19 protein-coding genes and 1 riboswitch are annotated in these 26,651 nt (G+C 46.2%); of the genes, 5 read left to right on the forward strand and 14 right to left on the reverse strand.

What is annotated here, in order from left to right:
• Window positions 1-50: 50 nt before the first annotated feature.
• A complete protein-coding gene (locus tag MKY54_RS27055; protein WP_076185434.1) occupies window positions 51-1,016 on the reverse strand; it encodes an MBL fold metallo-hydrolase in 966 nt (321 codons plus the stop codon).
• Between the two features lie 223 nt (window positions 1,017-1,239).
• Here MKY54_RS27055 and MKY54_RS27060 point away from each other — a divergent pair, with 223 nt between their 5' ends.
• Window positions 1,240-2,376, forward strand: coding sequence for a virulence factor (locus tag MKY54_RS27060; RefSeq protein ID WP_076128692.1), 1,137 nt, complete (start codon window positions 1,240-1,242; stop codon window positions 2,374-2,376).
• Window positions 2,377-2,477: 101 nt separating this feature from the next.
• Window positions 2,478-2,682, forward strand: a riboswitch (Lysine riboswitch).
• A 199-nt stretch (window positions 2,683-2,881) separates the two neighbouring features.
• Window positions 2,882-4,363 (forward strand): amino acid permease, encoded by a 1,482-nt coding sequence (locus MKY54_RS27065; RefSeq protein ID WP_076179353.1) that lies wholly within the window; start codon window positions 2,882-2,884, stop codon window positions 4,361-4,363.
• A gap of 108 nt (window positions 4,364-4,471) precedes the next feature.
• Here the strand turns inward: MKY54_RS27065 and MKY54_RS27070 are convergent, their stop codons facing one another.
• From MKY54_RS27070 to MKY54_RS27090, 5 genes are all read right to left on the reverse strand, one after another.
• On the reverse strand, window positions 4,472-5,611 hold the full coding sequence (locus tag MKY54_RS27070; protein ID WP_076185435.1) for a transglutaminase domain-containing protein: 1,140 nt from the start codon (window positions 5,609-5,611) through the stop codon (window positions 4,472-4,474).
• 139 nt (window positions 5,612-5,750) lie between these two features.
• Entirely contained in the window at window positions 5,751-8,123 is a 2,373-nt protein-coding gene (locus MKY54_RS27075; RefSeq protein ID WP_339188530.1) for a glycoside hydrolase family 95 protein, read from the reverse strand.
• Window positions 8,124-8,238: 115 nt separating this feature from the next.
• Window positions 8,239-9,996 (reverse strand): ABC transporter substrate-binding protein, encoded by a 1,758-nt coding sequence (locus tag MKY54_RS27080; RefSeq protein WP_080742630.1) that lies wholly within the window; start codon window positions 9,994-9,996, stop codon window positions 8,239-8,241.
• Between the two features lie 141 nt (window positions 9,997-10,137).
• Entirely contained in the window at window positions 10,138-11,043 is a 906-nt protein-coding gene (locus MKY54_RS27085; RefSeq protein WP_076128700.1) for a carbohydrate ABC transporter permease, read from the reverse strand.
• A 65-nt stretch (window positions 11,044-11,108) separates the two neighbouring features.
• Window positions 11,109-12,089, reverse strand: coding sequence for an ABC transporter permease subunit (locus tag MKY54_RS27090; protein ID WP_076128702.1), 981 nt, complete (start codon window positions 12,087-12,089; stop codon window positions 11,109-11,111).
• 742 nt (window positions 12,090-12,831) lie between these two features.
• On the opposite strand from MKY54_RS27090, the gene MKY54_RS27095 reads away from it, so the two are divergent.
• Complete coding sequence (locus tag MKY54_RS27095; protein WP_248549626.1) at window positions 12,832-13,233, forward strand: hypothetical protein; 402 nt, start codon at window positions 12,832-12,834, stop codon at window positions 13,231-13,233.
• A gap of 79 nt (window positions 13,234-13,312) precedes the next feature.
• On the opposite strand, the gene MKY54_RS27100 is transcribed toward MKY54_RS27095, so the two are convergent.
• From MKY54_RS27100 to xylA, 4 genes are all read right to left on the reverse strand, one after another.
• Complete coding sequence (locus tag MKY54_RS27100) at window positions 13,313-14,863, reverse strand: response regulator transcription factor (RefSeq protein WP_076185438.1); 1,551 nt, start codon at window positions 14,861-14,863, stop codon at window positions 13,313-13,315.
• On the reverse strand, window positions 14,860-16,647 hold the full coding sequence (locus MKY54_RS27105; RefSeq protein ID WP_076128708.1) for a sensor histidine kinase: 1,788 nt from the start codon (window positions 16,645-16,647) through the stop codon (window positions 14,860-14,862). Before MKY54_RS27105 ends, MKY54_RS27100 begins: the two co-directional genes overlap by 4 nt.
• Before the next feature lie 208 nt (window positions 16,648-16,855).
• Window positions 16,856-18,352, reverse strand: a complete 1,497-nt coding sequence (gene xylB, locus MKY54_RS27110) for a xylulokinase (RefSeq protein ID WP_339188532.1) — start codon at window positions 18,350-18,352, stop codon at window positions 16,856-16,858.
• 187 nt (window positions 18,353-18,539) lie between these two features.
• Complete coding sequence (gene xylA / locus MKY54_RS27115; protein ID WP_076128712.1) at window positions 18,540-19,856, reverse strand: xylose isomerase; 1,317 nt, start codon at window positions 19,854-19,856, stop codon at window positions 18,540-18,542.
• A gap of 268 nt (window positions 19,857-20,124) precedes the next feature.
• Between xylA and MKY54_RS27120 the strand changes: the two genes are divergently transcribed.
• Both MKY54_RS27120 and MKY54_RS27125 read left to right on the forward strand, forming a co-directional pair.
• Window positions 20,125-21,285 carry an ROK family transcriptional regulator gene (locus MKY54_RS27120; protein ID WP_076179356.1) on the forward strand — a complete coding sequence of 387 codons (1,161 nt, stop codon included), beginning with the start codon at window positions 20,125-20,127 and terminating at the stop codon, window positions 21,283-21,285.
• A 192-nt stretch (window positions 21,286-21,477) separates the two neighbouring features.
• Entirely contained in the window at window positions 21,478-21,678 is a 201-nt protein-coding gene (locus tag MKY54_RS27125) for a hypothetical protein (RefSeq protein ID WP_036680251.1), read from the forward strand.
• Window positions 21,679-21,822: 144 nt separating this feature from the next.
• Here the strand turns inward: MKY54_RS27125 and MKY54_RS27130 are convergent, their stop codons facing one another.
• From MKY54_RS27130 to aroB, 4 genes are all read right to left on the reverse strand, one after another.
• Window positions 21,823-22,056 carry a glutaredoxin family protein gene (locus tag MKY54_RS27130; protein WP_076128716.1) on the reverse strand — a complete coding sequence of 78 codons (234 nt, stop codon included), beginning with the start codon at window positions 22,054-22,056 and terminating at the stop codon, window positions 21,823-21,825.
• 32 nt (window positions 22,057-22,088) lie between these two features.
• Entirely contained in the window at window positions 22,089-23,030 is a 942-nt protein-coding gene (gene trxB, locus MKY54_RS27135; RefSeq protein WP_076128718.1) for a thioredoxin-disulfide reductase, read from the reverse strand.
• Between the two features lie 183 nt (window positions 23,031-23,213).
• Window positions 23,214-25,178 carry a heavy metal translocating P-type ATPase gene (locus MKY54_RS27140; protein WP_339188535.1) on the reverse strand — a complete coding sequence of 655 codons (1,965 nt, stop codon included), beginning with the start codon at window positions 25,176-25,178 and terminating at the stop codon, window positions 23,214-23,216.
• Between the two features lie 324 nt (window positions 25,179-25,502).
• Window positions 25,503-26,642, reverse strand: coding sequence for a 3-dehydroquinate synthase (aroB, locus tag MKY54_RS27145; RefSeq protein ID WP_339188538.1), 1,140 nt, complete (start codon window positions 26,640-26,642; stop codon window positions 25,503-25,505).
• Window positions 26,643-26,651 lie beyond the last annotated feature (9 nt).

The raw sequence follows: 26,651 nt of genomic DNA on the forward strand, positions 1-26,651 counted from the left end.
GTTATTCCAGCTGCTGTACAGAGGTCGCCAGTTAGGAGGAATTTTTTCAATTATTGTCCAGTTATGCGATTCTCGGGTTGTATAATAAGCGTTTCGCCATAGCTGAGCGTACGGATTCGTTCTTCAGAAATACCCTGTTTAAGCCGGGCACTTTCCATCCGATCCAGCGCTTCCCGGGCCGTATCATCAGCAAGTCTATAGGTGCCGTAATGCATCGGAATCATGGTCTCCGCTCCAACATCTACAAATGCTTGTATAGCCTCTTCAGGGGTTACATGCTGCGAGGTCATGAACCACTCCGGTTCATAAGCTCCAATCGGCATGAGTGCAACATGAAGCTTATAGCGGCTCCCAATCTCCTTAAAACCCGGAAAATAACCGCTATCTCCTGCGAAATACAGGTTAGGGGGCAGCTTGTCGCTATCCGATTCGATCGGCTGCAGAATGTATCCTCCCCAATGAGAAGTATTCGTGTCCCAAGGCGTTCTCCGCGTCCAGTGCTGAGTCGGCACGAAGGTAAGCTTAATTTTACCTAGCGTATTTTCCTGCCACCATTCCATTTCTATGCAGTTATGAAATCCTTTGCGGAGCATCTTTCGTTTCAAGCCTATAGGAACAACAAGGGTTGTCCCTGCTCTATATAATTTACGGATAGAAGCCATATGCAAGTGGTCATAATGAGAGTGCGAGATCAGAATCAGGTCAATGGGAGGCACTTCGCTGAGCGGAATCCCGGGTTGCCCCAATCTTTTCTCAAAGCCCAGTCTTCTCGCCCAGATTGGATCAGTAATGATATTCATCCCTTCATATTGAAGGAAAAACGTTGAATGCCCAATCCACGTAATGGTGGTCTCCAGGCGATTCTCCGCCAGATAAGCTAACCTCGGCGGCGTACTTGGCACTACATATGAATAATCTTTTTTCTTCCGTCGACGTTCCTCCCGCCACTTACGAAACTCTTTAAGTGTTTTATCGGTACTCACATTGTCGAGGTTATTGTAGCGAAATTTAGCCATAGAGCACCTCATCTTTAGAAGTTTGCAGAGCATGCTTTACTTTAGCGAATATAATACAACTATATTGAACGGCAGAGTATTTTGCAAAATATACAAGTTACTTGGTAATGGTGCGCCCTTTTTCTGCAAAATATCTAAGTACCCTTTTGTGTTTCACGCCAGAAATGAGATAATATGTGTATAAAGTATGGCGGTGCATATACCGTTCAAGGGGGAGCTACGTATGAAGATTACTTTTATTGAACCGACTCCAAGTCCAAATACGATGAAGCTTCATTTGGACGAAAGTCTGGAACCTGGAATTCGCAGAACCTATACACCAGAAAGTGAACGTTCCGCACCGGCCTGGGCACGCGAAATGTTAACGATACCGGGCGTTATTAGCATCTATCACGCTGCTGACTTTGCAGCGCTCGAACGCAAGGGCAATGCGGATTGGGCAGCGATTCTAAGAGAAGTTCAGAACCGCTTCGGCAACAGCGAAGGCTTAAATGACGATTGGAATCTTGCCGATGAGAACGCTGGCGCTCATTTCGGCGAAGCTCAAGTCTTCGTCCAGATGTTCCGCGGAATTCCGCTGCAAATCCGCGTTAAGACCGGCGCGAATGAAGAGCGCATCTCCTTAGCAAACCGCTTCACGAAGGCGGTTATGGATGTGGCTAGCGCCGTGATGATTAAAGAGCGTAAGCTCACTGATTACGGCGTGCGTTATGGCGAGCCCGCGGAGATTGCACGCGAGGTGGAGCAAGAGGTCGAAGCGGCGTATCCGCAGGAACGCCTCGACTCTCTCGTGCAGCAAGCCATTGCGCACGGCGCCGAAGGCGAGTTCGTCGAGCAGAGACGAACCCGCAGTCAGGATGAGCTGCTGCGAGACCTGAAGCATGAGGATTGGCGCGTGCGTTACGCCGCGCTGGAGGATCTTACGCCGACGGCGGAGCTCCTGCCGGAGCTTAAGGCGGCGCTGCACGATCCCAAGCTGCATATTCGCAGGCTTGCGGTCGTGTATCTAGGCGACCTTCGCACGCCTGAAGCGATGGAGCTGCTCTATGAGGCGATGGCAGACAGCGCGCCAGCCGTGAGACGTACGGCAGGCGATACGCTGTCCGACATCGGCGATCCTGCCGCCACGCCAGTGATGACGGCAGCACTGACAGATAAGAGCAAGCTTGTCCGCTGGCGCGCAGCTCGTTTCCTCTATGAGGTGGGCACATCCGATGCCCAAGAAGCGCTGTCAGTTGCGGCGGAAGATCCGGAATTCGAGGTTGGACTTCAGGCCAAAATGGCTTTGGAACGTATCGCTTCCGGTGAAGCAGCGGCGGGTACCGTTTGGCAGCAAATGTCAGAGCGTCGTCGCAGCTAACATTCCCTACCGGATTTTGTCATTGCTTGACTTGCGAACTTGCTTTATACTAATTCCTGTTGTTTATAAATGAATGAAGTAAAGATAGCCTCGTCATACTAAGATGAGGTAGAGGTCGCGGATATAAAGAGTACGCGCGTGGAGACGTTAGAGCCGTCTATGAATCGCGTCGAAAGGAATATCTGCCGAAGTCTGCACTGTCGCTCTTACAGCGGTGCAGGCTGGGGCCGTTGCCGAAAGGCACGGAACTGTCACATTGTATAACCTGCATAGCAGCAGGTCATAATGTGTTGCGCTATCTTCACAGGGAGTATGATGCGGAGCTGTATAGATGGAAACCGCAGATATAGTCTGCGGTTTCTTTGCGTTTACAGAATTTGTATATTTAGTGTTTGTCCATAACCTTATGGAGACCACCAAATACACTCTCCCGCTCTGCGGGAGGAAGCAGCTCAGCACTCCCCGTTCATGAATTGAAAGATTAGATCATAAGGAGTGTCAAATCATGCAGGGCAAGCAGCAAAATCTAGCACAAGGCAACGTAAGTAACCCGCCTGAGCTAAAAAAATCATTTAAAGCAAGGCATTTGACCATGATTGCGCTTGGAGGATCTATTGGTACTGGACTCTTCCTGGCCAGTGGTGGCGCTATCGCTTCAGCCGGACCCGGTGGAGCACTTCTAGCCTATACGGCTGTTGGTGTTATGGTTTATTTCCTCATGACCAGTCTGGGAGAGCTCGCTACCTATTTGCCGGATTCGGGCTCATTCAGCACTTATGGCACGCGTTTCGTCAGCCCCGCTTTTGGGTTCGCCATCGGCTGGAACTTCTGGTATAACTGGGCGGTTACGATTGCAGCAGAATTGTCTGCCGCCACCGTCATTATTAAATATTGGTTCCCGGACAGTCCCTCCTTTCTCTGGAGTCTCGTGTTCCTGCTGCTGATGTTCGGTCTTAATTTCCTATCTGCTCGTGGATACGGAGAATCAGAATATTGGTTTGCCATTATCAAAATTATTACTGTTATCGCCTTCCTTATTGTCGGAGTTTTGATGATTTTCGGAATCATGGGCGGAAAAGCCGTAGGCTTCAGCAATTTCCAGATCGGGGGCAGCTCGTTCCACGGTGGCTTCTTCGCTTTCGTCGGTGTCTTTATGGCTGCGGGATTCTCCTTCCAAGGCACCGAGCTAATCGGTGTTGCAGCAGGTGAGAGTGAGAACCCTCGCCGTAACGTACCTATTGCTATTCGCCAAGTCTTCTGGCGTATATTAATCTTTTATATCCTCGCTATACTAGTAATCGGAATGCTGATTCCTTACACGAATCCAGATCTGCTGCGCGGTGGTATTGATGATATCGGAGTCAGTCCGTTTACGATCGTATTTAATAAAGCAGGACTTGCTATTGCCGCATCCGTCATGAATGCTGTCATTCTCAGCTCCGTATTGTCAGCCGGGAACTCGGGAATGTACGCCTCCACCCGCGTCCTGTACGCTATGGCTAAGGATGGAATGGCTCCACGTGCTCTAGGCAAGCTTAATCGCCGCGGTGTTCCTGTTGGCGCTTTGCTCGTGACCACAGCCGTTGGTATGTTAGCCTTTTTAGCATCATTCTTTGGTGACGGTGCTGTATACAACTGGTTGCTTAATGCTTCCGGTATGTGTGGATTTATTAACTGGCTCGGCATCGCTGTCTGCCATTATCGTTTCAGACGCGCCTTTATAGCTCAAGGTCATTCCCTTGATGAGCTGCCTTACCGGGCTAGATGGTTCCCGTTTGGGCCTATATTTGCCTTAGTACTTTGTACGGTAGCCATCCTTGGCCAGAATATGGGTGCCTTCTCAGGTGGAAACATCGACTGGTACGGTATTGCCGTTTCCTATATCAGCCTGCCATTATTCGTCTTGATTTGGGCCGGCTATCGCTTCTTCCGCAAGAGTAATATTATTCCTTTGGATAAATGCGATCTTAGTACTCACCCAGAATAAATAGACTCCTCAAAAAGGGATATCCAGAAGCCTGAAAGGCTGCGGGATATCCCTTTTTATATAAATCAATCTAGTATATTCAACTCCTCATTTTACTTAGCCCTTTGCCTATTCCCAAGTCACATACACTTTTAGATCACCCGTATTATCAAAAGAAGTGCTAGAATAAGACACTTCCTCTAGTCCAAGTTTATATAACTCCTGTAGATCATTCTTCAGCTGGGTTCCACTACCGTCATAGCGGAATAATAAAGATCCCTCTCCTGAAGCGACAGCCTTATTCGCCAGCTGAATTAAATCTGCTGCTGAACGTACAATCCGTTCCTCGGCATACAGCTCATAATTAAGGTCCTTCTGAAGCTGCTTATACACCCCGGCGCTCTGTCCTCCACGCTCTACAAGTGCTGACAAGGTCTTATAATAGGCAACCGAAGCTGCCGGATAAGACTTCGTCCAGCTATGGTCCTGACGCATTTGTGCATCCGTCTTCAAGTAATACGCGGTGCTTACCACGCCGGCTTTATCAGGTGTCGGGTCATCCCAAGTTGTGTCGAGATGATACCATCTCCCTTCGAGCAGCACTAGATTCCAAGCATGAGACTGGCTGCGTCCTCCCGGCTGTTTTGCAGTGCCCTCGACGATTTTATTACTGAATCCCGCTTCCTTGAGCAGCTTATAGGTCAACAGCGAATACCCTTGGCAAACGGCACTGCCACTCTTCAGGCCTTCATAAGCCGTATATTTACGATAAGAGGTATCATACTTCAGACGCAGCACCACCCAGTCGTGGATAGCCTTAACCTTCTGATGATTATTCATGCCCGGTGTAATGATCTTCTTGAGCGTTGCCTTTACTTCTTTGTTCACAAAAGCGGTCTGCTCCAGCGTTTCCAAGTATTTCACTTCTACCGTAACCTTTACAGAACTTTTGCTCCCTCGATAAGTGTATCCGTAGCTGTCTATGATGTAATACAAATAGGGATCGCTATTCATCGCTTGATCTAGACCCGTTTGTATCTGTGTTTTTAAATTCGAGGTTTTCCCCTCATAAGTAAAAGTGATAGTCTCTCTACGATTATTCATCGCACCGGTTAGCTTCTGGGCAATTTCACTCACAGAACGAACGGTCGGTGAAGTCGTGGCCGCATAAGCATGCCCCCAGGTCCAATACAATGTCGGGGGAATGGCTGCGCAAATAATCACTCCTCCAAGAATGACTTTTGCCAACGTGAAGCGTTTTTTCCACATAATTATTCTGATCCTCCGGCTCCTACAGACTTATTCAAAACCCTCCATTTAATAGATAATGAAGACTTGGGCAAAAAAAGACTGTTCTCTGTAGAATAATTCTACTCTGAGAACAGCCTCTAAGCCAGATCAATATGAATTATTTCTTTAGGGGTGTAATGAGATAGGTCTCTCCTATTACTGTTTCAAATTCCAGCCCCGCTCCTTCAATCTGTGTACCATCCGGTTTTTGAATGAGCAAAGGCTGGTGTTGAACAATTCTGCAGGATCGGCCATGAGTCGAGGTAACCTCTGCCCTAGTTAAACAGCCCCCGCTCCATTCTATAGTCATGACAAAGCCACCACGTGCCACCAACCCTTTCACGCTGCCTTCAGACCATTCCTCTGGAAGAGCAGGTAATAGTTCCAGACCCTCCTGATGACTCTGCAAAAGCATTTCTGCTATTCCGGCTGTAGTTCCGAAGTTTCCATCAATCTGAAACGGAGGATGATTACCGAACAGGTTCGGCAAACTGGAATCTTGCAAAATGCGACGTAGACAGCTAACCGCACTCTCGCCATCCTTCAGACGCGCATAAAGATTAAGCAACCAAGCTGCGCTCCAGCCTGTATGGCCACCTCCATGTTCTATACGTTTCTTCAGTGTTAAGGCTGCCGCCTCCGCTAGCTCTGGTATGGAGGAAGGGCTAATTACGTTCCCAGGATACAGGTCATACAAATGAGAAACATGACGATGCCCAGGCTCTTGTTCAGCAAAATCCTCATTCCATTCGCGGACAGTTCCGTCCGGTGCGATCCCTTGGTGGGCAAGCTGTTTCTGTTTCTGCATAAGCTCCTGACGCAGCTCTACATCGGTATTTAAAATATCAGCAGCCTGAATGCAGTGCTTGAACAACTCAGCGATAAGCGATAAATCCATAGCTGAGCCAGCCGAGACACTGCATGGTGTGCCGTCAGCAGTCAGAAATACATTCTCTGGCGAGGTAGACAGACCTGTGGTCCATCTTCCATCAGGCAGCTCTACTAGCCAATCCAGACAAAACAATGCGGCTCCCTTTAATATGGGATAAGCTGTGCGCAAATAGTCCTCATCTGGACGAAAAGCGTAACGCTCCCATAGATGGCGAGAGAGCCATACCCCGCCCATCGGCCAAAAAGCCCACATCGCCTTACCGTCTGATGGAGAAGTCATCCGCCACAAATCGGTATTATGGTGTACTGTCCAGCCACGTGCGGCATAATGAATACTCGCTGTACGGCTGCCAGCCACGCTAAGCTCCGTGATAAAATCTATTAAAGGTTCATGGCATTCGCCCAATCCGCATAACTCGGCTGGCCAATAATTCATTTCGGTGTTTATATTTGTCGTATAATTGCTGTTCCATGGTGGCTGAATATAGGGATTCCAAATGCCCTGCAGATTCAGAGCTTGCGTCCCCGGCCGTGAGCCAGCAATCATCAGGTAGCGGCCATACTGGAACAGCAACGCTTCCAGTTCAGGATCTGCCTGTCCTTCGCGGTATTGTACCAGGCGCTCATCAGTCGGAAGCTCTCCTCGGGAAGCAGCAGATGCAAGCGTCAACTCCACACGGTGGAACAAGGATTGATGATCCTCTAAGTGGCGCTGCTTAAGCTCTGCGTATCCTTTAGAGGCTGAAGCTAACTGCACTAGGCACAACTCCGCTGGCAGCTTGCCACCGCTTCCCGGCATCCGGTCATACCCGGCATAATCGGTTGCCGCAGCCAGACGAAGGGTAATGGAGTGCGCGCCAGAAATCAACAGCGAGCCGTTCTCCGCTACACAAGTCCCACCTTCCGTCTGGATCTCCATAACCGCAGCAAAACTTATGCCAAGCCCCTCTTCATATAATACGGCACGCGGGTGATCCCCTACGTAGTTATCAGCCACATGCGACGGGGCACGGCCAGTCATAATCAGCATGCCATCCGGAGTAATCTCCGAGTTGAAAGGATGTGGTGATGCCAGATCCGCCCAGAAATCTGGCAGAGTAGCTTGGCCCTCCCCCCCCTCAGCACGGATATGAAGAGCTATAATGTCATCCGGTCTGCTGGCCAATACTTCACGTACGATCCTTACACCACCGGCAGTATAGGATACCGTAGCCAACGCCTGATCCAGATCAAGCTCTCTCCGGTAATCCTCTACAGGACCTGCAAAATTAAACTTCAATCGCAAATCTCCAAGCGGTTGATAGGATTCCGTCCGGCTGCCTAACATTTTGGCGTCCACCAGTGCTTCTGCTTCCTTGTATTTCCCCTCTGCAACTAGCTGTTTAGCTGGAGCCAAATGCCGCAGTGCCTCATAGTTGGCTTTATCCCGCGGGAAACCTGACCATAGAGTGTCTTCATTTAATTGAATCCGTTCTTCTTCGATTCCACCAAAGACCATGCCGCCCAGCCTCCCGTTACCTACGGGCAGCGCCTCTTCCCATACAGCCGCCGGCTGCTTGTACCATAACTCATGCCGTCCGGAGTTCTTGCTCTCTCCCATGTATATTCCTCCTGTCCTGTTATTACCGGTGAAAAGCAATCAGCGGGAGGCCCGGACTTTCGTTCGGACTTCCCGCCATCTTCATGCTTTTATTGGATTAGACGAAATTTAATAATTAATCATTCCAAAGTTTCACGCGTTGTTTAACCAGCTCTTCACGCAAATCTTCAGCTTTCGTTACACCAGCTTTATCAAGCTCAGCCATGTAAGCATCCCAAACTTTATCGAAATCAGCTGGTTTAGACAAGATTGCTTCTGGGATCCGTTTCCAACTGATATCCTTCAGCTTGTTGTCAAGAACGACAATTTCGCTATCCCCAGGAATCGTGATGTTCCATGCCGCGCCCCAAGGTTTAACTTTGAACTCATCTTCACTTGGGAAGAGGTCTTTCCAAGTTGTTGCTTTGTAAGCAGCAAGTGTTTCTTTTTCAACCGCATTGTAACCTACAGTTACTTGCTCAGGGAAACGAGTTGTGTAGTAGTTACCAGATGGATCCAATACACCGTCGCCATAGTGAGCGCTCAGCAATGCATAGTTTGATCCGACATTACCCAAACCAGTTTCTTTTTGGAAGTTGGTAGTGTCATTATATTTACGGTCGTTCACATCTTCAGGAATGACACGTTTGCCATCAACAACATTGTAGTGTTTGCCTTCAATACCCCAGTTAACCAATACTTGACCTTCGTCGGAAGCTAGGTAGTCCAGGAATTTAATCGCACGAACTGGATCTTTAGCATCTACGCTGATCCCAATTCCGTTACCACCCATGAAGCCTGTAGGCCAGAAGGAGGTTTCTTTGTACTCCTCAGACAAGGTTACAGGATAGTGTCCATAGCCTTGATCCAGCTTGCCTTCAGCTTTCAATGCTCTTTCTCCATCGCCATAACCCCAGTCTTGGTCAATCAAACCAATAACGCGGCCGGTAGCAATTTTAGCTTTGTACTGATCATACTTTTGAACGAAACTTTCTGGATCAAGCAATCCGATATCGTTCATGTGGTTGAGCCAGCGGAAATATTCTTTTTCAGCCGGACGACGGAAGTGATAAGTTACTTCTTGGGTGTCGATATCAATCGCATATTCACCATCGTCAGGAGAACCAGTAGTAATAAATGCTGGGTTAGTTACTGTAATGTACATGTACCAATCGTCTGCATTCAGAGTCAGGCCGATGTTTTTGTTACCATTTTCATCGGTAGGATGTTTTTCCAGGTAAGCCTTGATTACGTTCTCATAATCTTGAACAGTTTTGATTGCAGGATATCCAGCTTCTTTAACAGCACGGTGCTGTAGTTCAAATCCGCCACCAGCATCAAAATATTTGTTGTCCACACCTGCATAGGTAGGGATGGCATAAATCGCGTGATCATCGTCACTGTAACGTGAACGTTTCATGCCTTCTTCGCCCAATACTTTTTTGATATTCGGAGCATATTTTTCAATCAGGTCTGTTAGATCAAGCATTGCGCCTGCATCCACCAGCTTGCTGACATCAGTCTTAGCACTGATCAAATCCGGATATTCGCCGCTCGCTGCGATCAAGGCTACTTTTTGTTGAGGATCACCAACTGCATATTCAGCATTTAGGGTTACTCCCGTTTTTTCCGTAATCACTTTACCAACTTCATCTTGCATACCTGTCCAGTTCGGGTTAGGGTCTGCACTGAAGAAGGTCATCGTGAGCGGGGAAATATCCTCAGCCGCATTGGTCGCATTTCCAGCATTAGTTGCATTGCCGCCTGTATTTCCAGCTGCAGCATTACCATTGTTGCCATTGTTACCGCCGCAGCCTGCAAGCACACCGAGCAGCATAATAGAAGTGAGCGTTAATGCCGTAGCTTTGGCTTTTATCTTTCTATTACTTCCCATTAAATAAACCCTCCTTAAAATTGTTTATCTATCGTATCACAGGTGAAGACCTGTTAATACTTTACCCAGCTTGCCAAAAGAAAACGGATACACAATAGGTTTTAAGCATAGGGGAGACTAAGCTCCCCCGTTAAACTGTGATTAACTCTTCACAGCACCAAGTGTCATACCTTTAACAAAATACTTCTGAATGAACGGATAAACCAACAGGATCGGTACGGTTACGACAATCGTAATCGCCATTTTGAGCGACTCCGGCGAGACCTGATTGGAAGCCAGCGAAGCAATGTTGGAGCGGTAGTCGCCTCCGTTACCACTTGTTGTGGTCTGTAGAACCTTCATCAATTCATATTGCAATGTGGTCAAGTTAGGGCTTGAACCATTGTACAGATAAGTATCAAACCAAGCATTCCATTGACCTACTGCTAGGAACAGCGCGATCGTTGCTAGCGCTGGCTTCATCAATGGCAGAATAACGCGGAAGTAGATAGTAAAGTCATTGGCTCCATCCAGCTTCGCCGATTCCTGCAGCGCATACGGCAGGCCGTCGATGAAGGAGCGGATAACGAAGACGTTAAAGGCACTAACCAGTCCAGGCAATACATAGACTGCAAAGCTGTTCATCATATGCAGATCCTTGATCAGCATATAGATTGGAATCATTCCTCCTGAGATATACATGGTCATTGCCAAGAATGTGGAGACAAACTTGCGACCTGCAAAGTCAGGGCGGCTGATCGTAAACGCCAGCATCGAGGCACTGATCAGTCCGAACAAAGTACCGATAATTGTCCGCAAAGCGGATATTTTAAACCCGGTGATTAATCCGGAGAAAGTGAAGATCTTTAGGTAATTGTCCCAAGTAAAATCCCGGGGATAGATGGTCACTCCACCGCGCACACTGTCCACTGAATCATTCAGTGAGATGGCAAGCACGTTCAAAAACGGATAAATCGTGATTACAACCACGAACAGTACTACAAAATATACAAAGAAATCAAAGATCCGGTCTGACCATGACTTTCCGGTGATAGCTGAATTTCCCACTGTAACGCTCTCCTTTCATGAAAAGGGCAATTTACTGCCACGATTGGGTAGAAGGGCCTTCTGTGCTACAGAAGGCTCTCTTTTGTTGTACGTTTGAAGATTCCATTAATCGTAAACAGTAGAATTACACTGATCACTGAGTTGAATATATTGATCGCAGTACCGTAGGAATATCTCGCCATGCCCAGTCCGTATTTCAGTGAATACAAGTCTAGCACTTGAGAATAATCGGTAACGAGGTTGTTTCCGAGCAAGAATTGCTTCTCAAAGCCGATATTGAGCAAATTACCCACCGACATAATGAGTAGTACAGTAATTGTTGGGCGAATACCCGGAATTGTAATATGCCATACCTGACGAAGCCTGCTGGCACCGTCTACCCGGGCCGCTTCGTACAATTCAGGCCCAATACCTGCGATAGCTGCAAGGTAGATGATGGCGTTCCATCCGGTCTCTTTCCAGACATCCGATAAGGTAACGATTCCCCAGAAGAGATGGCCCTGGGCCATAAACTGGATAGGTGCGTCTATGAATCCTATTCCTAACAAGATATCGTTTACAAGACCATTTTCACCAGATAACATTTTAGTTACAATCCCCGCTGCAACCACCCATGATACAAAGTGGGGCAAATACGAGACTGTTTGAGCAAATCTTTTAAAGAAGCCAAGACGCACTTCATTGAGCAATATTGCAAACGTTATTGGAAAGATAAATCCTGCGACTAAGCCCATTCCACTCATCGCCAGCGTATTACGCAGCGCCAGAAGGAATTGCGAGTCACTGAACAGTGTCTTAAAGTGTTCAAAACCTACCCATTCTTGTTCAAAAAAGCCACGTGCGGGCTTGTACTTTTGAAAAGCCATCGTCCAGCCCCATAACGGGAGATAACTGAAGACGAATGCCCAGATCACAAAAGGTATCGACATCATCCATAAGTACTTTTGATTCTTAAAGCTTCTCCAAAACCGTCCTCCTGAAGCAGGCTTTTTGTTGCGTGTTCGGGTATCCGGCGGGATTTGAGAAGTTACTGTGTCCGCTTTCATAAAGCCCCTCCTCTCTATGTCTATATTCTAAATCTCTGTAAGCGATTGCAGTACCCTATAAATTCGACCTAAAATCAGGTGAAAATTAGAGATTTAGAGCCCAAATAAAGCGGATACATCGTTGAAAACACTGAAAACAAACATGAATTTACTGAAAATAAAATTAAGTGAAATTATTTGATTTCATAAATCAATACGATACTTAATCCCCTGTCTATTTCACACAATTAATACTTCATCCCATAATTAAAAAACGCCCCGAGCTAACGTTCTATAAGTGAACGTGGCCGGAAGCGAAGGCGCGGACTGAAATGACCCTATTTAAGCAAATTGCACATCTTATTGGGTTAGGCGGACTATAAAGACCTTATTCACTTAAAAAACCACCTTTTGGAGAACATTTGCAGCTAATAACGTACATGGAGTCCGATAAATCGAAATTGGACTCGAAATAGCCCAAATAACGACTCTGGAGTCCGTCATACCCGCGAATGAAAACTATAATATGCTCTCAGATGAGGCGTAACAAGTATACCCGTAACCCCTGCCCTGCTCCTCAACGAAAACCTCCGTATGGTTCAATTAAAATTAATTACTTTAATATCATCTTAGCTAGAAAATATTACCTGATACATCAGTACTTCAACTATTTCAGATACATATTCCTTATACGCACATGCCGAGTCGACATTATCTGTTGTACCTGCAATTTCTTTTCCTAAAGGAGGGTAATAGGAGAGCAATGAAAAACAAAAACATCAAGACATTATTATTGATTATCGCCGCAGTATTATTGACACTAAATTTATTTCAATTCAATAACAACGTAAGCCATAACAGATTAATGAATAGGCTGGACCTGAATCTGACATCAGAACTCGACGGTCTAAGAGTGGAATTAGAACGATCCTCAACACCAAGCATTCTTGCTGTAGAGCAAGCGAGTAAAGTTGCCGCCCTTTCGACGTATTCAACATTAGGGTTCGATTATGGATATACCTTGGAAACCAGAATACATGACAAATATGTACAAAATGAACCTTTTAAAGAGATGGATCAAATTCAAGCGTTACTTCTGGCCCTTCTAAAGGACCCTGCAAATCTAGAATTGCAGCAACGATTAGATTTATTATTAGTGAAGTAACTTTAATGTAAGAAAAAAAATCCACAGCTAAAGCTCAGGTTATACCTGAACTGCAACTGTGGCTTTTTGGGCTTCTATTTTAGATGTTTTTGCGAAAAGAACTCGGGGAGAGCCCTACATATTTACGGAACTTGGCGTTGAAGTAATCGGGGTTCATGTACCCTACTTTCTCGGCCACCTCATATACTTTCATGCCTTGCGCTAGGAATTGCTTCGCCTTCTCAATCCGCACTTTGTCCACATACGTATTGAAGTATTCCCCGGTAGTGTTCTTGAACATTTTACCTAGATATGCGCTGTTGTAATTAAATAACTCGGATAAGGTCTCAAGCTTAAGGTTCTCATTGTAACGGCGGTTGATTAGCTCCGTAATTTTTTTGATCTCATTCCCTTTGCTGCCACTGGACATTTGATCGGCGATCTCCGCCATGAAATTGACGGCCTGCTCTTGCAGGTCTGCCAGGTAATGACTATGGTAGAGCTCACCGATCGGCGGGGAATGCTTAGCGGCATTGCTGCGAATCTCTGGATAGACCGGTTCGAGACGGGCCAACACCGTACTGAGAATCCGCACAAATGTATCTTTGATCTGCTGCTCCTCACTGCCCGCAGCCAGTAGCTCCGCACAGATCGTATCCACCAGCGGTTCAATGGCCGCGCGGCTTCCGGTTTCAACAGCAAGCATTAGGCGGCTCTCCGCATCCTGCCCTTCTTCGGTGTACGCCTCCGCCACTCCAGGAAACAACATACCGGAGAGATCGGCGCTGATCAGAATCCCTTTGCGGTAAAAGAATGCCCGGCGCAGCAGTTCACGCGCCACTTGAAAAGACTGTGCCGCCTCTTCTGGTCCAGCTACAGGGCCTCCCGTTGCTGCGCTGAAGTTGTATCCCTCGCGGCAAATTAAGGAAGCAAGCTCTTCCATCAGCCGCTCCTGTTCCTGCTTTCCTGGCAGCGGCTCTTGCAGCAGGAATCCAATATATGGCGGCATCGTGAAAAACATCCGCTCTTCACTGCTGCCAAAATACTGTTCTACCGCGGCCTTAACGGCCCGCTCCCCTTCCTCACTGCCGCCCGCAGGCGCGAGTAATTCGAGTAGGATCACTTCGACACGGTCTGATTTAAGACCCAGTGCTGCCGCCTGCTTAGCAGGATCATTCTCCCCCTCCTCCGCAGTTGAAGGCTGCAGCAATGTACGCAGCAGGCTTTCGCGATTACGGGCAGGCTCCTCTTCATTCCAGCGGCTAAAGCGATCTTCCTGAGCGATCGTGACTCTGAGTTCCTCCAAATAGTTGATTAGCTCTTCCTCATCCACAGGCTTCAGTAAATAGCCGTCAATGCGGTAAGAAATGGCACGTTTGGCATACTCAAAATCCGCATGACCACTTAAAATTAGCACATGGCTGGTCGAGCCTTCCTCGCGCAGCTCACCGATTAACTCCAGCCCGTCCATACCAGGCATGCGGATATCCACCACAATCAGTTCCGGATAAAAAATATGATATTTCTCCTGAGCTTGCAAGCCGTTGGCGGCCGTAGCCACCACCGTATAACCTAGCTCTTCCCAAGGGATTAGAGCCCGAAGGCCTTCCCGCAGCTTTGGCTCATCATCAACAATCAATACTTTGATCATAGATTTATGTCCTCCATTGGAATACGAAACGTAATAGATGTTCCTTCATTCATCCGGCTTTCGATATTCAGTCCATATTCAACACCGTAGGATAACTTCAAACGGTCGTGTACATTGCGCAGCCCGATCCGTGCCTCTTCCTGCTCATCACGAACCTCAAGGGTATAACGGATCTGCTCCAGCTTGTCCGGAGTGATCCCGGCTCCATTATCGGTAATGGTAAAGACCGCATGATTCTGCTCACGCTTGATATTCACCGTAACCATTGCTCCATCCATCGTGTTGTCTAACCCATGAATCACCGCATTTTCCACAAGCGGCTGCACAATCAGCGGCGGGATGTAGAGTGATTCGACGGCAGGGTCTACAATAAATTGATATTTCAAACGATCCTCATAACGGAATTGCTGAATATCCAAATAACAACGAACCACTTCAAGCTCCTGGCTAAGCAAAATTTTACTTCGGCCTACCTCCAGATTACTGCGCATCATTTTGCCAAGAAGACGCACTACCCGTGCAATCTCCACTTGCCCTTTCATATGGGCCTCCATACGAATAGATTCCAGCGCATTGAACAAGAAATGAGGATTGATCTGGCTTGCCAGCATTTTAAAACGGATATCATTCTGTTTCTGTTCCAGCAGACTGTTCTGGTCATTAGATTCCTGTACCTCGTACATCAAATCGTTAATACTCCGTACCATAGAATTGAACTGACGAGCTAACAGAGCAATTTCATCTTTGCCATCAATTTTTAATGAAGTGTCAAAATCACCCGTACTAACGCGGTTAATATGTCTGCTTAACTGCAATAATCGACGTGAAAATAATGAAGAGAAACTATATATGATTAAAAAGGCCAATAAAACGCTTACGGCAATCACGGTAATCGAAAGCTTAATCACCCGATTAGGTTCTTTGACTATACTATCAATAGAAAAAACAGAAATAATTCGCAGGGCGTTACGGCTGGCTTGTGGTTTAAGTTCTTCTATCACTATTTTGGAGGCTTCACCATCTACTTCTGCCTCATAGCTCCCGCTTCCTTGCCCCAAAAGCTTTGTATCAAAAGAAACATCTGCCAGTTTCTTTCCTGTCCGATCGCTCCGGTTCGCAGCAATGATATTATCCTGATCATCCACGATCATGGTATCAAATGATTCCTGGCTCAGAATTGAGGTTAGCTGGTGACTGTTTACATTAATAACGAGCACGCCAATTTTACTGGAGCCCTCCAGCTCGATTTTGCGGACAAGACTTAAATAATTCCGCTGATCACGCTCATCCTCTATATATTCCCAACCGACGAGGCTATCGTACCGCTGTGCTCTCTGATACCACTGGCTCTCCTTAATGGCAGACGAAGGATTGATCAGCTCCCAGTTGTTAAGCAGCGTAGCATTATCAGTGTATAAACGTATGTTGGATATGTCTTTATATAATCTTAGGTATTCACGCATATCAGTGTAATCCCGATAAGCCTCAACCACATCATAAGTGCTTACATACTGGCGTATGGCGAGTTTTTTCAGCCGGGCATCATTGGACAATCGATACGCTATATCTTGCGATACACCGATGACTTCTTCTGTTCTTTTTTTTACCCGATCTACGTTAATTGAAGCTTGCTCCAGTGCATTCTCAAACGCCATGGTCCTCATCTCAATCGTAAGATAACCACCTACCAGTAATACCGGTAAAAGTGTAGTCAGTAAAAAAGCAAGCAGCAGCTTATTGCGGATTTTGATGTCATTCAGCACCTTAACAAACCATTGAAACATGGCCTTTCGCCCCCCGAAACCTTCACTATCTCATGTACAGGCTGCCACTACCTTGGAGATATTCCATACTTTACAGAAGAAAAATGAAAACGGCAACATTTTTGAATATTGCCGTTCATCACCTCTATAAAGAAGATGGTCTTTAAAAAGGCCTTCCGCCAGATGCGAAAGACCTTTTTTTATATCAGACAGATAGATAAATGGCGCTTTATTGGCGATATGCAGCCAGCTTGTTATTCAATTCGCGGGTCTGGCCGTAAACTTCCTGATAGAGGTTGAATAGACCATCATAGATTGCCGTTTGTTTCGGATCTGGTTTATATACATCAGCAGGACGGATAAACGCTTCTGCACATTCCGCAAGGGATGTGAACCATCCGCTTCCATAAGCCGCCAGCATAGCTGCTCCCATTGCCGGACCCTGTTCACTTTCCAGCTTCACGATGGATGCATTGAAAATATCAGCCTGCATTTGCAGCCAAGCCTCATTTTTAGCTCCACCACCAATTGCAATGATCTCTGTAATTTCTTTGCCTGACTCACGTACAATCTCAATGGATTCACGCAGTGAGAAGGTAATGCCTTCTAATACTGCACGTGTAAAATGCGTCAACGTATGCCCTGAATCCATACCAATAAAGCTTCCGCGAATATTCGCATCTGGATGTGGTGTACGTTCTCCTACAATATAAGGTGTGAATAACAGGCCGCCGCTGCCAGCTGGAATAGAGGAAACTCCGCTTAACAGCTCATCAAAGCTTTTGTCCACCGCAAAGGTTTCTTTGAACCACGTAAGGCTATGACCAGCAGCTAGTGTAACCCCCATAATATAGTAGGCATCTTTTTCACCATGGTTAAAGAAATGGACTTTGCCTTCGAGATTCAAATCTTTATTGCTCTCATAAGAAAGAACTACACCAGATGTACCAATACTGCACATGGTCCGGCCTTCTCCCAATACACCCGCTCCGAGCGCGCCACAAGCGTTATCTGCACCACCAGCAAATACCTTCGTTGAAGATAAAAGACCTGACGCTTCAGCAATGTTCGGCAATAAAGTTCCAGTCTGTTCAAAGGATTCTACCAATCTAGGACAAAGAGAAAGCGGAAGTTCAAAAGCCTCTGCGATTTCTGCACTCCATTCTTTAGAACCTACATCCAATAGCAACGTTCCGGCAGCATCGGAGTAATCCATTGCATAATCACCCGTCAACCGATAACGAACATAATCTTTTGGCAGCAGGAACTGATGCGCCTGTGATAATACTTCTGGTTCATTCTCTTGAACCCACAGAATCTTAGGCAGTGTAAAACCTTCCAATGCTTTGTTTCTGGCGATATCGATCAACTTCGCTCCAAGCATCTTCTCAATCTTACGGCATTGTGCAGTAGTACGGGTATCATTCCAAAGAATAGCTGGACGCAGCACTTGCCCTTCTTTATCTACTAGTACCAATCCGTGCATTTGTCCGGAGAAACTTAGACCGTCTACTTGAGACGGGTCTATGCCTGATACTTCAATCAGACGGCGCAGGCTGAACAGCGTGCCTTTTACCCAATCCTCAGGATTTTGCTCACTCCAGTTCGGTTGGGGTCTGCTTAGCGGGTAGGACTCGGAATGCTCAAAAGCCACCTTCCCCTGCAGGTCCACTAGAACAGTCTTCACTGCACTAGTCCCCAAATCAACACCTATAACGTATTTCATTTTTGACCTCCTAAAAGTTTTGTTAGCATAGACTTCATTGAATTACTTCGAGCAAAACTTACTTCGTAAGCATCTTGCTTAGTTTTTACTACAAAAAGGGGGCTGCCGAAGAATGCTCTCTTCAGCAACCCCCGTTGCATTTGTTCAAACTCGACTCAAAGCCTAAGCTTCAAGCTCCCTATAAGGACTACTCAGCCAAGATGTATTGGTTAAGGGTAGCTCTCAGGTATTCTTGACGTCCGGATTGGTTAGGACGTGGGTTCTCATTGTTCAAAGCATATTCAGCCAAAGAAGCCAATGTTGCTTTACCGGAAACGATGTCTGCACCAACGCCTTCTGTGAAGCTGCTGTAGCGTTTGTCAATGAAATCTTCGAATACGCGATCTTCGATCAATTTAGCAGCAACTTTCAAGCCTTTTGCGTAAGTATCCATACCAGCGATGTGTGCCAAGAACAGATCTTGTGGCTCGAAGGAAGGACGACGTACTTTAGCGTCGAAGTTAATTCCGCCTTTGCCAAGACCGTCATTCTTCAATACTTCATAAAGAGTAAGTGTTGCATCGTAGATGTTTACTGGGAATTCATCAGTATCCCAACCAAGCAGTGTATCCCCTTGGTTAGCGTCAAGTGATCCAAGCATGCCATTAATACGAGCTACACGAAGTTCATGTTCAAAAGTATGACCTGCAAGCGTAGCGTGGTTAGCTTCAAGGTTCAGCTTGAAGTGCTTGTCGAGGTTGTATTTTTGCAAGAACGAAATTGTTGTTGCTGCATCGAAATCATATTGATGTTTAGTAGGCTCTTTTGGTTTAGGTTCGATCAGGAATTGACCATCAAAACCAATTTCCTTAGCGTAATCTACAGCCATGCTGAACAGACGTGCAATGTTATCTTGTTCAAGACCCATATCTGTATTCAGCAATTCTTCGTAACCTTCACGGCCGCCCCAGAATACATAGTTGCTTGCGCCCAGACGTTTACCAACTTCCAGACCTTTCTTCACTTGTGCTGCTGCATGTGCGAAAACATCAGCGTTAGGTGTAGAACCTGCACCGTGCATATAACGCGGGTTAGTGAACATATTAGCTGTATTCCACAGCAATTTCTTGCCGGAAGTCTTCATGCCTTGTTCAAGGATATCAACAATAGTGTCGATGTTGCTGTAGAACTCACGCAAAGATGCGCCTTCTGGTGCGATATCTACATCATGGAAGCAGAAGTAAGGCAGATCCATCTTGTCCATAAATTCGAATGCTGCTTCAGCGCGAGCTTTAGCTTTATCAAGACCACTCAATTTGTCCCAGCTGCGAATTGCAGTTTCAGCGCCAAACGGATCAGAACCGCCAGCAGTTAATGTATGCCAATAAGCCATTGCAAATTTCAGATGTTCCTCCATAGTTTTGCCGGCTACGACTTCTTTAGGATTGTAGAATTTAAATGCATAAGGGTTGGTGGAACGGCTTCCCTCGTAAGAGATTTTGTTCACTGTCTCAAAATAAGCCATTGTGTAATCCTCCTCATATTGTGCTACGCTAGCAAGCGTTTACAGCATCATCTTAACACATCTTTTTGACTTTGTATATTGGTTAAACAAAGTTTTTTTATAAAATTTCCGCCTCTTTAAGTCTCCCTTGCCTATCCGTTTAATATTCAAAAAATCCAATAAACATAGATTTCCTCTTTTCTGCCGATGTATTGCAATTTCCAGCACATCACTCTAGACTAAGTGGCATACAACAAAAGGGAACTATGCTAAAAAGGATGTGTGATTCGTGAAGGTTACCGGAGATCAGGCGCTGGTCAAAAAAATCAATAAATCGATCGTACTACATACTATTCGAAGGAACTCTCCGCTCTCGCGCGCCAAGGTTTCAGAGATGACCGGACTGAATAAAGCTACCGTATCCAATCTGGTGGCTGAGCTATGCGCTCAAGAATTAGTGACTGAAGTTGGACCAGGTCAATCCAGTGGCGGACGTAAGCCGCTAATGCTGCATTTTAACAGCATGGCCGGCAGTGTAATCGGTATAGAGCTACGGGTGAAGCAACTGACAGCCGTCTTATGTGATTTAAGTGGTGGCATTCTTTTCGAAAGCGATTTCTCCCTGGACAATCATGCTCTGCCTTATGTACTGGAACGGATGAAAAAAACAATTTCAGACTTGATTGATAAAGCACCTGAATCCCCATACGGTATCGTCGGCATCGGAGTAGGTGTCCCCGGGATGGTGGATGAGAACGGGGTTGTTCTTTTTGCTCCCAACCTCGGCTGGGAAATGGTCGACCTGCGGGGTATTTTGGAGGCGGAATTCGCGGTTCCAGTCACTATTGATAACGAAGCTAACGCAGGTGCACAAGGTGAACTGAACTTTGGGGCGGCAAAAGATGTTAGACATCTGCTCTATATCAGTGCGGGTTCAGGGATCGGATCCGGTATTATTATTGGCGGAGAACTGTACAAAGGTGCAAGAGGATATGCCGGCGAGACCGGACATATGACGATTGAAGCACAAGGCAAGCCGTGCAGTTGTGGGAGCCGTGGCTGTTGGGAGCTATATGCCTCGGAGAAAACCTATGACCATTCCGAGTTCTCCCTCCCTGCTCATACCACACAAGAACTGGTCCGTTATGCAGCCGCTGGACAAGAAGACGCCTTGCGCCACTTCTCATCTATGGGTGAATATCTCGGCATCGGAGTAACGAATCTAATCAATAGCTTTAATCCAGAGCTGATTGTCATCGGTGGAGCCTTATCCGAAGCAGAAGCCTGGTTAGGGGAGCCCCTTCGCCGGGTTGTAGCCGAGCGTACACTTCCTTATCATAAGCAGCAGCTCGAGATTACCTTCTCCAAGCTGGGCAGCCGAGGCACGATGATAGGCGCGGGGTTCTCTGCAGTTATGCATTTTCTAGGCGATATTCGGGTGACCGTTTAATGTAGTCTAATGGACAACGTTTTGCGGGACAGTTTCACGGGTGAAATTCAAGAGCGGATAGAATTGACGTAAAATTGCCGCATTTAGGTGGATCAAAAGTGCAGTAAAAGCAACTTAAATCCTATATAATAAAGGATAAGTTAGTGTGACATTTATCACTACAACCCCTTTTTTGAAATGGAGAGCGAGTCCATGACCTATGTTGATACGTCTGATATCTCGGCACAGATGTTCATCACTGTGTTGCTTTTTCTGCTCATTATTGCCCCTTTGATCAGTCTCGGTGTGCTCCGTTTTTTTCAAGCCAAAAAGAAATCAGGATTCATTCTGATCGGCAGCGGTGTTGCTGTATACGTCCTATTTCAGATCATTACCTCTTTCACTCAAGCTTAAATTGAACTTTGCGATTTACATCATAAAAAATAGCCTGCGCATATTAGCGTCAGGCTATTTTTGTATACTTAGACCACAAAAAGATCACCTCCAAAATGGAAGCGACCTTTTGCTTTTGCAATTTCCTCACAGAAATATATTTAATTAAACAGTCGCCAATGCTTTGTCGAACTGAGTTTTATTCATCCCCACGATTTTGTGCTCACCAATTACAGTTACAGGAACAGCTCTCATTCCCATATCCCAAACCTGCTGCGCGTAATCATCATTCTGCTCAATATTACGCTCTTCATAGGCTACGCCTTTTTCACTCAAAAAGCTCTTCACCTGACGGCAATGTGGACAATTTGTTGATGTATATACAATTACATTTTCCATCATTAGACCTCCTATGGAAGATTACAGTTATGTTACAGAATAACCGCGCTATGTTCCAGACTTTCAATGTATTTCTCAGCATCCATAGCTGCCATACATCCACTGCCTGCTGCCGTAATTGCTTGTCTATAACGGGTATCCTGCACATCACCACAAGCGAATACGCCTGGGATATTAGTTTCAGAAGTACCTGGGTTAGTCATGATATAACCTTCAGTATTAGTTGTGATTTGTCCACCCAAAAATGCAGTGTTAGGATGGTGGCCAATCGCCACAAACACTCCGCTTGCTTCAATGATTTCTTCTTGTCCGGTCTCATTGTTCAGCACTTTTAGTCCACTCACGCCTTTGTCTCCAGAAGTTACTTCCAGAGGAGTACGATTCAGGCTCCAAGCTACTTTAACATTATCGCGAACGCGATCCTGCATGATCTTGGAAGCACGTAGCTCTTCACGACGGTGTACCAGCGTTACTTTGGAGGCAAAACGAGTCAAGAAACCCGCTTCCTCAAGCGCAGAATCTCCACCGCCAACAACCACGATCTCTTTATTACGGAAGAAGAATCCATCACAGGTAGCACAGGTGCTCACACCGCGTCCCACATTATCCTGCTCGCCTGGGATACCGAGGTATTTTGCCGTAGCGCCAGTCGAAATGATCAGGGTATCCGTCGTAAGAACACCCAATCCTTCAACATTAAGCTTAAAAGGACGCTCTCCAAGTTCTACACTGTTCACCCAACCCGTACGGAATTCCGCACCAAAACGTTCAGCTTGTTTACGCATATTATCCATTAAGTCTGGACCCATAATTCCATCAGGAAATCCCGGGAAATTCTCCACTTCTGTAGTGGTGGTCAATTGTCCGCCAGGTTGAGGTCCTTCGATTACTAGTGGGTTCAAATTGGCACGAGCCAAGTAGATAGCAGCAGTCAACCCCGCCGGTCCGGTTCCAACAATTATTGATTTATACATATCTATATCCTCCTTGAGTTAGACGGCAGTGACGTCGCTTCTTATTTAAAATAATTATAATGTAGTCTTAATTATGCTAACTGAAAGCAAAAATGTCAATAAGCCAGACTCCCTCAGGGAAAAATCATTTGTGAACAATTTAATTTTTGGCAATAAATAATACACAGTAACTTCACTGACCACTTACCGCAGCAATCGCAGCCCATTAAGAATAACCAATATCGTACTGCCTTCATGACCGATCACGCCAAAAGGAAGGGCGATGCCCTGCACAAAGTTACTGATCATCAGAACCGCGATTACTGTTACAGCAAAAATCATATTTTGCTTCACAATACGCTGTGAGCGCCGTGCCAATGAAATGGTCGAGGCGATCTCTTCAATATTATCATTCATAAGCACTACATCGGCGATCTCAAGCGCTGCACCACTGCCTTTCATGCCCATTCCCATACCAACAGTCGCTGTAGCCAGAGCAGGCGCATCATTCACACCGTCACCCACCATCACAACATTACCGTGCTCTTCACGAAGCGCCTTAATATGCTTTACTTTATCCTCTGGTAAAAGGTCGGCAAATACTAAATCTACTCCGGTTGAAGCCGCAATAACTTTTGCTGTAGCTTCCCGGTCACCCGTAAGCATAGCCACTTTAATCCCCAGCTCCTGCAGCTTCCGCACTGCGGCTTCTGCTTGTGGGCGAACTGTATCCTGCAATGCAATCATACCTGCAATATGCTCACCGTCCAAAATAATGGAGACAGTCTTCCCCTCTTCCGCCAACTGCTGCCGTTTAGTTCTCCAGAATGCAAGCTCAGAGTTCATCGCAGATGAAGTCAGCTCATCCAGTAAATTGGACTTTCCAATTTTCCAGAGATGCCCGTCAACTTGACCTTCAATTCCCCAGCCAGTGATGGTTTTACTTTCCTGCACTCCCCGCAGCTCCAGATATTCTTCCTCAGCTTTACGCACAATGGCTTCCGCCAATGGATGGCGTGACATATGCTCAATGGATGCGCTAATCGCCAGTAATTCTTCCCGGTTGTAGCCTTCAGCTGCAATAAAGTCTGTCACCTGCGGAGTTCCCTCTGTAAGGGTCCCTGTCTTATCAAAAGCTACAACAGAGGTCCGGGCCATATTTTCGAGGTGGACCCCTCCTTTAAATAAAATCCCTTTTCGCGCACTTTTGGAAATGGCCGACAGCATCGCAGGCATAATCGATGAGACCAACGCACAAGGCGAGGCTACTACAAGAAAAACCATCGCTTTATAAAAGGTTGCGCTCCAGCTCCAGTCCAGCAAAAAGGGTGGAAGGAAAATAAGAGCCACAGTCGAGGCAACGACAACCCGTGCATAGATGGCTTCCAGTCTTTTAATGAATCGCTGTGAGTTTGGAACATCCGTCTCTGCTTCTTCTACCATCTTAATGATCTTGGAAAAAAGTGTGTTCTCTGCTGATTTCGTTACTTCAATATAAAGCGGACCTTCTCCATTGACCGTACCTGCGAATACTTCGCTACCGGCACATTTTTCAACAGGCACTGACTCTCCTGTAATGGAAGCCTGATCTACTGCCGATTCTCCTCTGTACACCTTGCCATCTGCAGGAATAAGGTCCCCTGGACGTACAAGCAACAGATCTCCAATTACTAACTGATCAATAGCTACCTCGTTCATGCTTCCTTTTTCAATCCGCATGGCTGTGGCAGGTTTCAAGGCCATAAGTGAGGAAATATCCTTCTTACTCCGTTCCATCGTATAGCTCTCTAAAGCTCCACTAAGCGCAAAAATAAAGATGAGCATAGCACCTTCATTCCAGTACCCAATGGTAGCTGCGCCTAGTGCGGCCGCAATCATCAGCAGGTTCACATCGAGATCACGTTCTTTGGCGAGCGTCTCAATGCCTTCTTTGGCTTTGTTCCAGCCACCAATGGTATACGAAATAACATAAAGTACTATAGAGAAAACTTCTGACCAGCTGCCCATAGCCCAAGCAAAAAGCATAAGTACTCCGCTGCCAAGCGCAGCCTGCATCTCGGAGTTGCTGAGCATGGCTCTCAGATCGAACCGGCGTTTTGGAGCGCCTGGTTTCTTCATGCTGCCGGAGATTGAGGTTTGCTGGGGTAAATGTTTTGATGTTGCTTGCATAATAATCACCATCCTGAAAGTTTTGTGTAGGATTACTTCATTGACTTCTCTTCGCAACAAAACTTGCTTCGGGAGCATACGTTTTGTTTTGTCTAAATGATAATGAGAGCCATTCTTAAGACCCCTAAAATGACACATGCTGCCCCGGCTTAGCCGGGACAGCATGAATGATAACTATGAGTAGTGAGAATGATAATCATTGTTGCAATAGTACAACTATATTTCCTTAGTGCAACTTATATTTTAATAATACCACCTTGAACGAAAAAGTAAACCCTACCTTCCGGGTTATTCGTCATAAATTTAAATTAGCGTTTTCCTCTCTTAGCTGCGTATTTTATTTAAAAGCTCGGATAGGACTTGCTCTTCGACTGGCGTCGAATAAGCTCCACCTTCAAAAGACTTCATCGCTCCAATTCCAGCTTGGAACACAAACCGTATACGCCCTTTGCGAACCTTTTTATCCGTATACATCTTATCAATCAGCATTCTATTTGTAATGGTTGCTGGTATTTCAGTCGGAAGTCCCGCCTTCTTCAACAAAGCAATCACACGCTGAGTTTGGTCAGGTGTTACATACTTTAACTGCTCTGCCAGCTGCACCTGAACCGCGAGTCCAATCGCAATAGCTTCACCATGTAATAATTCATAACCACTTAAAGCCTCTAACGCCCGGCCAGCAGTATGCCCCAGATTTAAAATTTGGCGCAGGTTGCTCTCCAGTTCATCCTTTTCCACCACGCTGTACTTGATCTCACAATTATGAAAAGCAATCCGTTCACAAACCTCTCGATCTAATACAAGTTCGCCTTCTGAGGAGACCACTCGCTCCATATTCTGTTCAAGAAACTCAAAAAAGTCAGCATCCGCGATGCAGGCATGTTTGATTGTTTCAGCCAACCCACTACGAAGCTCACGTACCGGAAGCGTTCTCCAAGTGGCTAGGTCAATGTAGACCTTTTTAGGCTGATGAAAAACACCAATTAGATTGGTTGCAACCGGTGTATTCACGCCCGTTTTACCACCAATAGAAGCATCCGCTGCTGCTAAAAGGGTAGTTGCATAGTTCAAACTTGGCACTCCCCGACCAAATGTTCCAGCCAAAAAGCCTGCCAAATCCGTTACCGCTCCACCTCCTATGGCAAGGATACAGCAATCTCGTCCGTAAGAACGGCTTAATAGCCGGTCCTCCAGCTGTGCCTTCGTTTCTCGGGTTTTAGACTTCTCTCCAGCAGGGAAAGAAAATAACTCCGCTTGAAAATCATTCTGATGCAGTTGTTCCAGCAAGGCTTGTCCATACAGGGCTTCAACTTTTGAATCTGTAACAATCGCGAATTTGCTTACATTCTCGACAATTCCATGTTTCAAATCCTCGATCAGAGCGCCAAAAAGACCTTCCCCAATCTCAATATCGTAAGAATGATCTACGACCTTTTGCAGGCCAACTCTAAAATTTGTAGACATCTACAGCAC

Origin of the sequence: Paenibacillus sp. FSL P2-0121 (genome assembly GCF_037975345.1) — a bacterium.
Taxonomy (GTDB): domain Bacteria; phylum Bacillota; class Bacilli; order Paenibacillales; family Paenibacillaceae; genus Paenibacillus_AQ; species Paenibacillus_AQ odorifer.